The following is a 14,134-nucleotide window of genomic DNA, read 5'->3' as shown; positions in this document are numbered from 1 at the left end:
GAGTGTAACAGGATTACGGCTATCACCCCACCATATAGGTTGCGGTGGTGCTGGCGATATGTAGCTGCGCATCGTTATGTAATTCCACTCTCGCTACCGCGACTTTATTCCCCGCCCGCAATAGCGTGGCGCTGGCGGTAAACCGCGTTCCGCGCCCCGGTCGTAAATAATCCACCCGTAAATCAATGGTTCCCATCCGTGATAATCGGCGATGTAACTCATCTTCACTGATGGTATCGTGGCGGCTAAGGGCATTACCGACACAGACCAAACCTGCGGCCACGTCCATGGCAGAGGCAATCACCCCGCCGTGCAGGATCTGCTGGGCCCAGTTGCCTATCATCATCGGCTGCTGGTTAAAGACCACGCGGGCAGACTGCGCATCATAGTGCTCCAGCTCCAGCCCCAGTGCCCGGTTAAAAGGCATCTGGTAAATAAACAGCTCGCCAACAATTTTCATGACGATTTCAGTGGTTAACAGGGTGGCGGACAAAATAACCTCCAGAGTGGTCGGATGAGTCTGAATGTTATAATGCTGTTTATTTTTTGAATTGCAAATGTTGTTATTAAGGATTAGTAAAGCAACTGAAGTTTTTGTAGGGTTAATGGTTAAATGCCCTGAGGGAAATTCAGATTATAAATATGTTCAGGAGAACCGGGCGGATGCGAAAGTTGGTGGTAAAAGTATTGGCAGCAAGTTTGCTGTCTGGCTCAGGGGTTGTTTTTGGGGCATCTGAAAGCACTGTGCACGATGCGTTACCGGTAAAAGGCAGTATTATTTATAATCTGTTGCAGGACCACGATAACCCCTTCGTTATTTATCCTTACGAAAGTAACTATGTCCTCTACACCTGGACTAGCGATCTCAATAAAGAGGCCATCAGCTCGTATAACTGGTCTGACAATGCCCGCAAAGATGAGGTGAAATTCCAGCTGAGCCTGGCGTTCCCGCTGTGGCGCGGTATTGTCGGGGATAACTCGGTACTGGCAGCGTCTTATACCCAGCGCTCCTGGTGGCAGTTGTCTAACAGCAGCGAATCCTCGCCCTTTCGCGAAACCAACTACGAACCGCAACTGTTTCTCGGCTGGGCGACGGCGTACCGCCTTGGGGACTGGACATTACGCGATATCGAAGTGGGCTATAACCACCAGTCCAACGGACGTTCCGACCCGACCTCACGCAGCTGGAACCGCGCTTATGCGCGCCTGATGGCGGAGAACGGCCACTTTCTGGTGGAGGTCAAACCCTGGTATGTGCTGGGTAACAGCAATGATAACCCGGACATCACCAAATATATGGGGTACTACCAGTTGAAGCTGGGTTATGAGCTGGGGGACTGGATATTCAGCGCCAAAGGCCAATATAACTGGAATACCGGCTATGGCGGCGCAGAGCTGGGGGTCAGCTACCCGATAACCAAACATGTCCGGCTTTACAGTCAGTTATACAGTGGATATGGCGAGTCGATGATTGATTATAACTTTAATCAGACCCGGATCGGTGTCGGGGTTATGCTTAACGATCTGTTTTAACCATTGCAGTTTCGGAAACGGGCGCTGAAAATAGCGCCTGTTTTATTTTCTACAGGCGGAGTAAACGTGGCAGAGGCGGAAGTGTTAAATCAGGTATCGCTGGCGAAGCAGGTCTTGCAGGAGACCTTTGGCTACCAGCAATTCCGCCCGGGGCAGGAAGCGATTATTGCCGCGATCCTCAGCGGCCAGGACAGCCTGGTGGTAATGCCCACCGGCGGGGGAAAATCGCTCTGCTACCAAATCCCGGCGCTGATCCTCGGCGGCCTTACGGTGGTGGTCTCCCCGCTGATCTCTCTGATGAAAGACCAGGTTGACCAGTTACTGGCGAACGGTGTTGCCGCCGCCTGTCTGAACTCGACCCAAAGCCGGGAGCAGCAGCTGGAGGTGATGAACGGCTGCCAGCGCGGGGAGATCCGCTTGCTGTATGTGGCGCCGGAGCGGCTGATGATGGACAGCCTTATCGACCAGCTCAGCCAGTGGAAATTAGCGCTGCTGGCGGTGGATGAAGCGCACTGTATTTCCCAGTGGGGCCATGATTTCCGCCCGGAATACGCACTCCTTGGCCAGTTACGTCACCGCTTTGCCGCGGTGCCGTTCGTGGCACTGACCGCCACGGCGGATGACACCACCCGGCTGGATATTGCCCGGCTGCTTGGGTTAAATGATCCGCTAATCCAGGTCAGCAGCTTCGACCGCCCCAACATCCGCTATATGCTGATGGAAAAATTTAAGCCCCTTGACCAACTGATGCGCTATGTCCAGGAGCAACGCGGCAAGTCCGGCATTATTTACTGTAACAGCCGGGCGAAAGTTGAAGACACTGCCGCCCGGTTACAGAGCCGCGGCATCAGCGCGGCGGCCTACCATGCGGGGCTGGAAAACGCGGTGCGTGCCCAGGTGCAGGAGCAATTCCAGCGGGACGATTTGCAAATCGTGGTGGCGACGGTGGCCTTCGGCATGGGCATCAATAAGCCCAATGTGCGGTTTGTGGTGCACTTTGATATCCCGCGCAATATTGAATCCTACTATCAGGAAACCGGCCGCGCCGGGCGTGATGGCCTGCCCGCGGAGGCGATGCTGTTCTACGATCCGGCTGATATGGCCTGGTTGCGCCGCTGCCTGGATGAAAAACCCACCGGCCCCTTGCAGGATATTGAACGCCATAAGTTGAACGCCATGGGCGCCTTTGCCGAGGCGCAAACCTGCCGGCGTCTGGTGTTACTGAATTACTTTGGTGAGGGGCGCCAGGCGCCGTGCGGCAACTGCGATATCTGCCTTGATCCACCGCGCCAGTATGATGGCCTGAAAGATGCCCAGAAGGCGCTGTCCGCCATTTACCGGGTTAACCAGCGCTTTGGTATGGGGTACGTGGTGGAAGTGCTGCGCGGGGCTAACAGCCAGCGTATTCGGGATAACCAGCACGATAAGCTGCCGGTCTACGGTATTGGCCGGGAGCAGAGCCACGAGCACTGGGTCAGCGTGATCCGCCAGTTGATTCACCTGGGAATGGCGACCCAGAATATTGCCCAGCACTCGGCGCTGCAACTGACGGAAGCCGCCCGGCCGATACTGCGGGGTGAAAACCCGCTGATGCTGGCCGTGCCGCGCGTTGTGGCGCTGAAACCCCGGGTGATGCAGAAGTCCTACGGGGGCAACTACGACCGTAAACTGTTCGCCAAATTGCGTAAACTGCGCAAGGCCATTGCCGACGAAGAGAATATTCCGCCTTACGTGGTATTTAACGATGCCTCACTGATTGAAATGGCCGAGCAAATGCCGGTGAGCCCCGGCGAAATGCTGAGTGTTAACGGGGTGGGCACGCGCAAACTGGAGCGTTTTGGTAAGCCGTTTATGACTCTGATCAGGCAGCATGTTGATGGCGATGATGAAGAGTAGTCAGCGCCGATAAAAAGTGACAATATACGCGTCCTGATCTTCCTCTTCCTTTCTCAGAGTCTGCTATGTTGATGCTTTTTTTAACGGTGGCACTGGTGCATCTGATTGCACTGATGAGCCCGGGGCCTGACTTTTTCTTTGTTTCCCAAACCGCGGTAAGCCGCTCGCGCAGAGAAGCGATGCTGGGGGTACTGGGGATCACGGTTGGTATTATGGTCTGGGCGGCGGTGGCGCTGCTGGGGTTACACATCCTGCTGCAAAAAATGGCCTGGCTGCATAGCGCTATTATGGTCGGCGGTGGCCTGTACCTGTGCTGGATGGGCTACCATATGCTGCGCGGCGCCTTAAAGAAAAAAAACGGCGAGACTGAAGCACCGGTGGTGGAGCTGGCCCATAACGGCTGGCGCAGCTTCCTGAAAGGGCTGCTGACCAATCTGTCTAACCCGAAAGCGATTATCTACTTTGGTAGCGTGTTCTCCCTGTTTGTGGGCGATAGCGTTGGCCACTCTGCGCGTATTGGCCTGTTTGTGATGATTGCACTGGAGACTTGCGCCTGGTTTAGTGCAGTGGCCTGCCTGTTTGCCCTTCCGGCGATGCGCCGCGGTTATCAGCGCGCGGCGAAGTGGATTGACGGCATGGCCGGGGGGTTATTTACCCTGTTCGGTATTCATCTGATCATCTCCCGCTAATCATCGCCTGCTAACTACCGCAACATCATGTTGGCGCGCCGGAACGCACCGCGCGCCTGTTTTAACCCCGCCTGCTGTGATGCCTGGCTTTCCCGGTCTGTTATTGGGTCATCGTGTTGTGATGCAGCCATTCTCGCAATGTCTTACTGTGAGGGTGGGAAACTCCCCCGGGTAAACACTTTTATGCCACAATGCGCTATTGTTGTTGAAGGCGCACATGCTGCCCAGTTGCTCAAAACACGACTTTATAAGCACGGAAGTTGATGACCACCTATGTTAAAAGGCAAAAATAGTTGGTTTTACAGGGAAAAATGCTTCGCCGCGTTTTCCGTTGGCCCGCTGACTGACTTCTGGCAGTTACGGGAGGAAGGTGAATTTGCTGGTGTAGAGGGGGTCCCGATACGCTACGTAAAGTTCTGCGCCTCCCACCATGAACAGGTCGTGGTGATTTGCCCCGGGCGGATCGAAAGTTACGTTAAATACGCGGAGGTCGCCTATGACCTCTACCAGCACGGCTTCGACGTGTTGATTATTGATCACCGGGGGCAGGGGCGATCTGGCCGGTTACTGGCGGACAGCGACTGCGGCCATGTGGTTAAATTCAGCGATTATGTCGATGACTTCGAGCAATTCTGGGCCCGGGAGGTGGCACCCGGCCCGTGGCGTAAACGCTATTTACTGGCCCACTCTATGGGGGGGGCGGTGAGCGTGCTGTTCCTGCAACGCCACCCGGACGCAGCAGATGCTGTTGCCCTGAGCGCGCCGATGTTCGGGATTATTATTCGCTTCCCGGACTGGATGGTGCGCCATATTCTTGACTGGACCGAAGAACGCGCCCGTTTTCGCGATGGCTATGCCATTGGCACTGGCCGCTGGCGGGCGCTGGGGTTTGGTCTCAATATTCTGACCCACAGCCGCGAGCGTTACCGGCGCAATGTGCGCTTCTACGCGGATGAGCCAGAGCTGCGGGTGGGCGGCCCGACCAATCATTGGGTACGGGAAAGCCTGCTTGCAGGAGAACAGGTGATGACAGGGGCCACTGACATCACCTCGCCGGTATTATTACTCCAGGCCGCAGAGGATCATGTGGTGGACAACAGTGCCCACGACCGGTTCTGTGAGGCGATGGCCGCGGCGGGCCACCCTTGTGAGGGGGAGAAACCGTTAGTTATACCCGGGGCGTACCACGAGATCCTGTTTGAAAAGGACACTATGCGCGCCGCTGCGCTGACTGCCATTGTTGATTTCTTCAAACGGCATTAAGCGCTTCGCCTGGCGGATAGACCGCCGTGTATCTTACTACCAGAGGTTAAATTCATCTTATGTACCAGATTGTTGCATCTGATTTAGATGGCACATTATTGTCCCCTGACCACCTGTTAACCCCCTACACCAAAGAGACGCTGCAACAGCTTACGGCCCAGGGCGTGCATTTCGTCTTTGCCACCGGACGCCACCATATCGATGTGGCGCAACTGCGTCATAATCTTGGTATTGATGCGTTTATGATAACCTCCAACGGCGCCCGGGTTCACGATACCGCCGGTAATCTGGTTTTCGCCCACGACCTGGCTGAAGATATTGCCAGTGACTTGTACGGCATGGTGTATAACCGCCCGGATATCGCCACCAACGTCTACCGGGGGGATAACTGGCACATCAGCCGTCCGCGCCCGGAAGACATGGTCTATTTCAAAGAGAGCGTGTTTAATTATCAGGTGTTTGAGCCGAAAACGCTGAAAACCGACGGCGTAAGTAAGGTCTATTTCACCAGCGACACCCATGAAACCCTGCTCCCGCTGGAGGCGTCAATTAATGCGCGCTGGGGGGATCGGGTGAATGTCAGCTTTTCGACCGTGACCTGTCTGGAAGTGATGGCCGGCGGGGTTTCTAAAGGCCATGCGCTGGCGTCGGTATCCTCCAGAATGGGCGAGAGCCTTGCATCCTGTATCGCCTTTGGTGACGGCATGAACGATCAAGAGATGCTGACCATGGCGGGTAAGGGCTGCATTATGGGGAACGCCCATCAGCGCCTCAAGGATCGCCTGCCAACGCTGGAAGTGATAGGCTCAAACCGCGATGACGCCGTACCCCGCTATTTACGTAAGCTGTACGCTATCGCCTGACCCCCGGTTGCCACCGCGACGAGTGGTGATTTTATCATCACTCGTCAACCGTATTTCCCGCTACAATGGCCGCTGTTCCCCACCACTGAGACACGCTATTGTGCCATTGCTTATAATCACCACTATTTTGTGGGCCTTCTCGTTCAGCCTGATTGGCGAGTATCTGGCAGGCCATGTCGACAGCTATTTTTCTGCCCTGGTGCGGATTGGGCTGGCGGCGCTGGTGTTCCTGCCGTTCCTGCGCATTGCCGGGCAAAAATACCGGGTCCTCGGGCTGTATATGCTGGTGGGGGCATTGCAACTGGGGGTGATGTATATTTTCAGTTTCCGGGCCTATTTGTACCTGACGGTGCCGGAGTTCCTGCTGTTCACTATTTTTACCCCGCTGTACGTTACCCTGATTTACGATCTGATAAGCGGCCGCACCTTGCGCTGGGGTTATGCGCTCAGCGCTTTGCTGGCGGTTATCGGGGCGGCAATCATTCGCTATGACAAGCTCAGTGACCACTTCCTGTTTGGTTTGCTGCTGGTCCAGCTGGCCAATATCTGTTTTGCCATCGGCATGGTGGGCTATAAACGCCTGATGGAGCTCTATCCCATTGCGCAGCATACGGCGTTTTCCTGGTTTTACCTGGGCGCCCTGCTGGTAGCCGCGCTGGCCTGGTTTATGTTGGGTAACCCGCAGCACCTGCCCACCAGCGGCTTACAGTGGGGGATCCTGGCCTGGCTGGGGGTTGTGGCCTCGGGGCTGGGGTACTTTATGTGGAACTATGGCGCCACCCAGGTGGACGCCGGCACCCTCGGGATCATGAATAACGTCCATATCCCGGCCGGGCTGCTGGTTAACTTTCTTATCTGGCAAGAGCGACCAAACTGGCCCGCGTTTATTGTGGGAGGGTCAGTGATCCTGGCTTCACTGTGGGTGCATCGGCGCTGGGTCGCTCCGCGTTGCGTACCAGCGGCAGATGATCACAAGCGTGCTGCCGGGCAGAGCGAATAAACGCATCGACCGCCGGCTGGCGCTGCTCCCCGTCCCGGACGGCAGCGTACAGCCGGCTCCATAGCCCATCACCCAGGGTTTTCGTCACCACCAGACCCTGGCGTTCAAAAGACTCCACCACCCAGTGCGGCAGTGCCGCGATCCCCATTTTGGCCGCCACCATCTGTACCAGCAACAGGGTGTTATCCACGCTTTTCAACTGTGGGCTGACACCGGCAGGTAACAGGAAATGCCGCCAGATATCGAGGCGCTGGCGCTGAACCGGGTAGATCAGCAGGGTTTCGCTGGCTAAATCCTCCGGGGTGATATGGCGCCGCTCCGCCAGGGGGTGATCCGTCGCCAATACCAGACGCACTTCATAATCGAACATCGGCGAGTAGTGCAGGCCGCTGCGCGGCAAAATGTCCGATGTCAGCACAATATCCAGCTCGCCCTGCTGGAGCGACGGCTGCGGATCAAAGGTCACACCGGATTTGAAATCTACCTCCACATGGGGCCAGCTTGCCCGAAAATGCGCCAGCGCCGGCGCCAGCCACTGAATACAGCTATGGCACTCAATGGCTATCCGCAGCCTGGCCTGTTGGGGCTCCTGGCAGGCCTGGAGTGCCCGGGTGATTTGCGGCAACACTTGCTCTGCCAGGTGCAGCAGTACCTCGCCCTGAGGGGTAAAACGCAGCGGCTGACTCTTACGCACAAACAGGCGAAAGCCGAGGCGCTGCTCAAGGTCAGAAAACTGGTGAGAGAGGGCAGACTGGGTCTGATGCAATGAGGCCGCCGCTGCTGCCAGCGAGCCGCAGTTACGCAGAGCCTGTAAGGTCCGCAAGTGTTTTATCTCGATCATGAAAGTTGTTCACCCGGCTATGAAGATATTGCGCTTGAGGAATATACAGTACCTGCTGATTATGGATGTGTAAACATCTGGACGGCTAAACATCCCAATTTACCTGAATAGATCGATTTTTCGGGGGCGATAACGGGGCTGACCGCGTGCGTTATTCCGCGGTTATCAATAAAACCCCATTATTATCAAACAATAATCGGGTGTTGCAGTGTGCTGAGGCTTTCCGGTCACTTTCATCGTGCTAACAGGAAAAAGAACATGACAATCATTAACCACACCCTTGGTTTCCCCCGTGTTGGCTTGCACCGCGAACTGAAAAAAGCCCAGGAGCGTTATTGGGCAGGTAACTGCACCCGTGAGGCGTTGCTCAATACCGGCCGCGAGCTGCGTGCCCGCCACTGGCAACAACAGCAAGAGGCGGGGATTGATCTGCTGCCGGTGGGGGATTTTGCCTGGTATGATCATGTGCTGACCACCAGCCTGATGCTGGGTAATATCCCGGCCCGCCACCAACATGCCGATGGCCAGGTTGATATTGATACCCTGTTCCGCATTGGCCGTGGCCGTGCTCCCACCGGCGAGCCCGCTGCCGCCGCCGAAATGACCAAATGGTTTAACACCAACTATCACTATATCGTGCCCGAGTTCACCAAAGGCCAGTCGTTTGCCCTGACCTGGACCCAGTTGCTGGATGAAGTAGACGAAGCCCTCGCCCTTGGTCATAAGGTGAAACCGGTTATCCTCGGGCCGCTTACTTACCTGTGGCTGGGGAAAGTGAAAGGGCAGGCTTTCGACCGTCTGGATCTGCTGGCGTCCATCCTCCCGGTGTACCAGCAGGTGCTGGCGGCGCTAGCCCAGCGCGGTATCGAGTGGGTACAGATTGATGAGCCTATCCTGGTGCTGGCGCTGCCGCAGGCGTGGCGCCAGGCATACCAGGAGGCCTACCAGGCGCTGGCCGGGCAGGTCAAACTGCTGCTGACCACCTATTTTGAAGGGGTTACCCCGAATCTGGACGTGATCACCGCGCTGCCGGTTCAGGGGCTGCATGTGGATCTGGTCCACGGCCATGATGATGTGAACACCCTGCACCAGCGCCTGCCGGAGAGCTGGCTGCTGTCTGCCGGTCTGATCAACGGCCGGAACGTGTGGCGGGCGGATCTGCGTGAAAAATTCGCTCAGGTGAAGGCGCTGGTGGGCCAGCGGCCGCTGTGGGTGGGCAGCTCCTGCTCCCTGCTGCACAGCCCCATTGATCTGCGTGTCGAAACCCGTCTTGATGACGAAGTGAAAAGCTGGTTCGCCTTCGCCCTGCAAAAATGCGCTGAGCTGGCGCTGCTGCGTGATGCCCTGAACAGCGGCGATACAGACGCGATTGATGCGTGGAGTGTGCCCATCCGGGCGCGACGCCATTCCAGCCGGGTACATAACCCGGCGGTCGCGGCGCGCCTGGCGGCGATCACCCCCCGGGATAGCGAGCGCCATCAGCCTTATACTCAGCGCGCACAGGCCCAGCGCGCCCGCTTTCAGCTCCCGGACTGGCCGACCACGACCATTGGTTCTTTCCCGCAGACCACCGAGATCCGCGGTTTGCGCCTCGATTTCAAACGCGGCCAACTGGACAGCAACGGCTACCGCACCGCTATTGCCGGGCATATCAAACAGGCAATTCAGGAGCAGGAGCGCCTGGGTCTGGATGTGCTGGTCCACGGCGAAGCGGAACGTAACGACATGGTGGAGTATTTCGGTGAGCATCTTGACGGGTTTATTTTCACCCAGAACGGCTGGGTGCAGAGCTATGGTTCCCGTTGTGTAAAACCCCCGGTGGTGATCGGCGATATTAGCCGCCCGGCACCGATTACCGTGGAGTGGGCGCAATACGCCCAGTCGCTGACGGACAAGCCGGTAAAAGGCATGCTGACCGGGCCGGTGACCATTTTGTGCTGGTCCTTCCCGCGGGAAGACGTCTCCCGGGAGACTATCGCCAAACAGATAGCGCTGGCATTGCGTGACGAGGTGGCGGATCTGGAAGCGGCGGGTATCGGGATTATTCAGATTGATGAACCGGCACTGCGGGAAGGGTTACCGCTGCGCCAGAGTGACTGGCAGGCGTACCTCACCTGGGCGGTGGATGCATTCCGCCTGAATGCCGCGGTGGCGAAGGACGATACCCAGATTCACACCCATATGTGTTATTGCGAGTTTAACGACATCATGACGTCGATTGCCGCCCTGGATGCCGATGTGATAACGATTGAGACCTCGCGGTCCGATATGGAACTGCTGGAATCTTTTGAGGCATTTGAATACCCAAATGAGATAGGGCCCGGGGTCTATGACATTCACTCACCGAATGTGCCGAGTGTGGCGTGGATTGAGAACCTGCTGCAGAAAGCCGCCCAGCGGATCCCGGCGGAGCGGCTGTGGGTGAACCCGAACTGCGGCCTGAAAACCCGCGGCTGGCCGGAAACCCGCGCCGCCCTGGCAAACATGGTCACCGCGGCGAAAAATCTGCGTAACGCCTGATATTACGGGTGATAATCGCCCCGTCGCCATTCGGCTGCGGGGCTTTTTTTCGGATACTGCGCCCGGGTTATTTGGCCTTGCCGTACAGCGCGAACCAGTCCAGCATCCGCTGCCAGCCGTCTTCGGCTGACGCTTTGTGGTAGCTGGGGCGGTAGTCTGCATTAAAGGCGTGGCCCGCCTCCGGGTAGACAATAATTTCTGCCCGGGCATTGGCCGCGCGCAATGCCTGGCGCATGGTCTCCACGCTCTCCAGCGGGATGCCGGTATCCTGGGCGCCATAGAGCCCCAGTACCGGGGCACTGAGATCCGTGGCAACATCCACCGGGTGTTCGGGGGAATTGAGGGATTTATCGCCGGTTAGCCGGCCATACCAGGCCACCGCCGCTTTCAGTTGTGGGTTATGGGCCGCATACAGCCAGGTGATCCGCCCGCCCCAGCAGAAGCCGGTAATCATCAGGCGCGAGGCGTCCCCGCCATTTCTGCCCGCCCAACTGGCCACGTGGTCCAGATCCGCCAGTACCTGGCTATCCGGCACTTTGGCTACCAGGCCGGTGATCAGTGTCTGGATATCACCAAAATCACTGGCGTCCCCCTGGCGGAAGTAAAGCTCCGGGGCGATGGCCAGATACCCTTCCCGGGCCAGGCGGCGACAGATGTCGCGGATATGTTCGTGAACGCCAAAAATTTCCTGTACGACGATAACGATGGGCAGCGGGCCATGGGCCTCCTTCGGGGCGGCCACATAGGCTGGCATGCTGTCTCCGCGGGTTGGCACGCTGGTTTCATGCGCGGTAATGCCGTCCGTGGAGGTATGAATGGTGTCTGCGGTGATAGGGGAAGCGGCAGGTGCAAAGTTCGCTTCGGCCTTATTATGGGTTGTATTGTCTGTCATGGCATTCTCCGTACCCGTTATGTACTCGTGATATATCTGTGATATAGCGCAGTGAGTTAACTATAGACTGTGTTATTTGCGCCGCAAAAGTCGCCAGGTGAGCGCACAGGATGCATGGTGCATGTCTTGAAATGTGATGATTATCACTATTTACTTGCCGCTTAATGTAATTTGTTTCATTTGAAGTGAAGTGAATCACGAAATGTTGCCGGGGGCTTCGGTAGAGTACCGTTTTGCTAACCGGATAAATGACCCGCGAAGGAGTTAGTCATGTCTCAGTCTGATGTTTTTCACCTTGGTCTCACGAAAAATGATTTACAGGGCGCCACGCTGGCAATTGTTCCCGGCGATCCGGAGCGGGTGGAAAAGATCGCCGCGCTGATGGATAACCCGGTTAAGCTGGCATCACACCGCGAATTTACCTCCTGGCGTGCAGAGATGGACGGCAAGCCGGTGGTTATCTGCTCTACCGGTATCGGCGGCCCGTCAACCTCGATTGCGGTTGAAGAACTGGCCCAACTGGGGATCCGTACCTTCTTGCGGGTTGGCACCACCGGGGCGATTCAGCCGCATATTAATGTCGGCGATGTGCTGGTTACCACCGCCTCTGTGCGTCTGGACGGCGCCAGCCTGCACTTTGCACCGCTGGCGTTCCCGGCGGTTGCCGACTTTTCCTGTACCACCGCGCTGGTAGAGGCGGCCCGTGAGGTGGGGGCTGCCACCCATATCGGAGTGACGGCATCGTCAGATACCTTCTACCCGGGGCAGGAGCGCTACGATACCTTCTCGGGCCGGGTGACCCGCGAGTTCCAGGGCTCGATGGCGGAATGGCAGTCCATGGGTGTGATGAACTATGAAATGGAATCTGCCACTTTGCTGACCATGTGCGCCAGCCAGGGGCTGCGCGCCGGGATGGTGGCTGGGGTGATTGTTAACCGCACCCAGCAGGAGATCCCCAATGCCGAAACCATGAAACAAACCGAAAGCCACGCGGTGCGTATTGTGGTGGAAGCGGCCCGCCGTCTGCTGTAGCAATGACTTTCCCCAGGCCAGCATCGCTGGCCTGATCCTCTCCGTATTCTTCCACACAACATTCCGCACCATTTTTTATCTGGACATTCATACAGCATCACCTTAGCTTTCCTGACAGGTATTTCCGGGACTGAGGGCGTTGTGGATCTGACGATTATTTATCTGATTGTGGCGGTGGCTGCCGGTATGGCGATTGGCTGGCTGGCCTGTGGGCTGAATGCGGCACGCCAGAAGGCCGCCGATCAGGAGGCCCAGCGTGACACCTGGGGGGAGCTGATGGCTGCCCGCCAGGCGCTGGCGCAGAACACTCACTGGCGGGAGGAGTGCGAGCAACTGAACCGCGAGTTGCGTAATCAACTGGAGATCAACAGCGCCCAGGAGGCGGATCTGCGGGAAATGGCCACCCGGCTGGAAGAGGGCCGCCTGCGGGCAGATGAGAAAGTCCGCCAGATGATCAACAGCGAGCAGCGGCTGGCGGAGCAGTTTGAAAACCTCGCCAACCGTATTTTCGAGCAGAGCAGCCGCCGGGTGGACGAGCAAAACCGCCAGAGTTTGACCGGGTTACTCACCCCGCTGCGCGAACAGCTGGACGGCTTTCGCCGCCAGGTGCAGGAGAGCTTTGGCCAGGAGGCCAGAGAGCGCCATACCCTGGCGTATGAGATCCGTAATTTGCAGCAGCTCAATGCCCAGATGGCCCAGGAGGCGGTGAACCTGACCCGCGCCCTGAAAGGGGATAACAAAACCCAGGGCAACTGGGGGGAAGTGGTGCTCACCCGGGTGCTGGAAGCCTCCGGCCTGCGTGAGGGCCATGAATACCAGACCCAGGTCAGTATTGCTCTGGAGGGCAATGCCCGCATGCAGCCGGATGTCATCGTGCGCTTGCCCCAGGGCAAAGATGTGGTGGTGGATGCCAAAATGGTGCTGGTGGCCTATGAGCGTTACTTTAATGCCGACGATGACCAGATAAGAGAGGCGGCGCTGAATGAGCATATCGCCGCCATTCGTAACCATATTCGCCTGCTGAGCCGTAAGGATTATCAGCAGCTTCCCGGCCTGCGTTCCCTGGACTATGTGCTGATGTTTATCCCCGTGGAGCCTGCCTTTCAGGTGGCGATTGATCGTCAGCCTGAGCTTATTAGCGAAGCACTGAAGCACAATATTATGCTGGTCAGCCCCACCACGCTGTTGGTGGCGCTCCGTACTGTGGCGAATTTATGGCGTTATGAGCACCAGAGCCGTAATGCGCAACAAATAGCTGAACGCGCGGCCCGCCTCTATGACAAAATACGCCTGTTCGTTGATGATATGACCGTTATGGGACAAAGCCTTGATAAAGCAAGGGATAAGTACCAGGGAGCAATGAACAAATTGGCCCAGGGGCGGGGCAATATTTTACTTCAGGCGGACGCGTTTCGTGAGCTGGGCGTCGAGGTAAAACAGGAAATTAACCCGGAATTGATGGATCAGGCGCGCCAGAAGGTGGATGATAATTCGCCTTCTGAGGATGGCGAGGTTGAGTATCAGGCATCGCTGCCGGAGCACCACTATCAGGCGCAATATCGTTGAATATAGCCGGATAACGGGCTGGCCTGAACCATAGGGCAA

12 protein-coding genes are annotated in these 14,134 nt (G+C 57.1%); 9 read left to right on the top strand and 3 right to left on the bottom strand.

All coding sequences use genetic code 11. The annotated features are described in order from the left end of the window. Window positions 1-22 precede the first annotated feature (22 nt). Complete coding sequence (locus F9C28_RS13495) at window positions 23-493, bottom strand: thioesterase family protein (protein ID WP_199015887.1); 471 nt, start codon at window positions 491-493, stop codon at window positions 23-25. Between the two features lie 170 nt (window positions 494-663). Here F9C28_RS13495 and pldA point away from each other — a divergent pair, with 170 nt between their 5' ends. From pldA to F9C28_RS13465, 6 genes are all read left to right on the top strand, one after another. Continuing rightward, window positions 664-1,533, top strand: coding sequence for a phospholipase A (gene pldA / locus F9C28_RS13490; RefSeq protein ID WP_199015886.1), 870 nt, complete (start codon window positions 664-666; stop codon window positions 1,531-1,533). A gap of 66 nt (window positions 1,534-1,599) precedes the next feature. Beyond that, window positions 1,600-3,429, top strand: coding sequence for an ATP-dependent DNA helicase RecQ (gene recQ / locus F9C28_RS13485; RefSeq protein ID WP_199015885.1), 1,830 nt, complete (start codon window positions 1,600-1,602; stop codon window positions 3,427-3,429). 65 nt (window positions 3,430-3,494) lie between these two features. Further along, a complete protein-coding gene (gene rhtC, locus F9C28_RS13480) occupies window positions 3,495-4,118 on the top strand; it encodes a threonine export protein RhtC (protein WP_199015884.1) in 624 nt (207 codons plus the stop codon). A gap of 273 nt (window positions 4,119-4,391) precedes the next feature. Continuing rightward, a complete protein-coding gene (gene pldB, locus F9C28_RS13475) occupies window positions 4,392-5,381 on the top strand; it encodes a lysophospholipase L2 (protein WP_199015883.1) in 990 nt (329 codons plus the stop codon). A 59-nt stretch (window positions 5,382-5,440) separates the two neighbouring features. Further along, window positions 5,441-6,244, top strand: coding sequence for a sugar/pyridoxal phosphate phosphatase YigL (yigL, locus tag F9C28_RS13470; RefSeq protein ID WP_199015882.1), 804 nt, complete (start codon window positions 5,441-5,443; stop codon window positions 6,242-6,244). A gap of 100 nt (window positions 6,245-6,344) precedes the next feature. Beyond that, the gene (locus F9C28_RS13465; RefSeq protein ID WP_199015881.1) at window positions 6,345-7,244 is read left to right on the top strand and encodes a carboxylate/amino acid/amine transporter; all 900 of its coding nucleotides are present in this window, start codon (window positions 6,345-6,347) and stop codon (window positions 7,242-7,244) included. Here F9C28_RS13465 and metR read toward each other — a convergent pair. Further along, window positions 7,129-8,085, bottom strand: a complete 957-nt coding sequence (gene metR, locus F9C28_RS13460; protein ID WP_199015880.1) for an HTH-type transcriptional regulator MetR — start codon at window positions 8,083-8,085, stop codon at window positions 7,129-7,131. The genes F9C28_RS13465 and metR overlap by 116 nt on opposite strands. Window positions 8,086-8,343: 258 nt before the next feature. Here metR and metE point away from each other — a divergent pair, with 258 nt between their 5' ends. Next, window positions 8,344-10,605 (top strand): 5-methyltetrahydropteroyltriglutamate--homocysteine S-methyltransferase, encoded by a 2,262-nt coding sequence (gene metE, locus F9C28_RS13455; RefSeq protein ID WP_199015879.1) that lies wholly within the window; start codon window positions 8,344-8,346, stop codon window positions 10,603-10,605. A 67-nt stretch (window positions 10,606-10,672) separates the two neighbouring features. Here metE and F9C28_RS13450 read toward each other — a convergent pair whose 3' ends face one another. After that, window positions 10,673-11,497, bottom strand: coding sequence for a dienelactone hydrolase family protein (locus F9C28_RS13450; protein WP_199015878.1), 825 nt, complete (start codon window positions 11,495-11,497; stop codon window positions 10,673-10,675). 270 nt (window positions 11,498-11,767) lie between these two features. Between F9C28_RS13450 and udp the strand changes: the two genes are divergently transcribed. Then, window positions 11,768-12,529 carry a uridine phosphorylase gene (gene udp / locus F9C28_RS13445; RefSeq protein ID WP_199015877.1) on the top strand — a complete coding sequence of 254 codons (762 nt, stop codon included), beginning with the start codon at window positions 11,768-11,770 and terminating at the stop codon, window positions 12,527-12,529. Window positions 12,530-12,715: 186 nt separating this feature from the next. Then, on the top strand, window positions 12,716-14,095 hold the full coding sequence (gene rmuC, locus F9C28_RS13440; RefSeq protein ID WP_408641526.1) for a DNA recombination protein RmuC: 1,380 nt from the start codon (window positions 12,716-12,718) through the stop codon (window positions 14,093-14,095). The last annotated feature ends 39 nt before the right edge of the window (window positions 14,096-14,134 follow it).

It is taken from the genome of Shimwellia pseudoproteus, assembly GCF_016415625.1.
Lineage (GTDB): Bacteria > Pseudomonadota > Gammaproteobacteria > Enterobacterales > Enterobacteriaceae > Shimwellia > Shimwellia pseudoproteus.
Note: the sequence above shows the minus strand (reverse complement) of the source record. Positions and strands in the feature narration are given on the sequence as shown.

Coding starts and splice junctions, on each gene's coding strand:
- metR (WP_199015880.1), bottom strand. CDS start 8,085: ATGATCGAGATAAAACACTTGCGGACCTTACAGGCTCTGCGTAACTGC.
- udp (WP_199015877.1), top strand. CDS start 11,768: ATGTCTCAGTCTGATGTTTTTCACCTTGGTCTCACGAAAAATGATTTA.
- metE (WP_199015879.1), top strand. CDS start 8,344: ATGACAATCATTAACCACACCCTTGGTTTCCCCCGTGTTGGCTTGCAC.
- F9C28_RS13450 (WP_199015878.1), bottom strand. CDS start 11,497: ATGACAGACAATACAACCCATAATAAGGCCGAAGCGAACTTTGCACCT.
- yigL (WP_199015882.1), top strand. CDS start 5,441: ATGTACCAGATTGTTGCATCTGATTTAGATGGCACATTATTGTCCCCT.
- rmuC (WP_408641526.1), top strand. CDS start 12,716: ATGGCGATTGGCTGGCTGGCCTGTGGGCTGAATGCGGCACGCCAGAAG.
- pldA (WP_199015886.1), top strand. CDS start 664: ATGCGAAAGTTGGTGGTAAAAGTATTGGCAGCAAGTTTGCTGTCTGGC.
- pldB (WP_199015883.1), top strand. CDS start 4,392: ATGTTAAAAGGCAAAAATAGTTGGTTTTACAGGGAAAAATGCTTCGCC.
- rhtC (WP_199015884.1), top strand. CDS start 3,495: ATGTTGATGCTTTTTTTAACGGTGGCACTGGTGCATCTGATTGCACTG.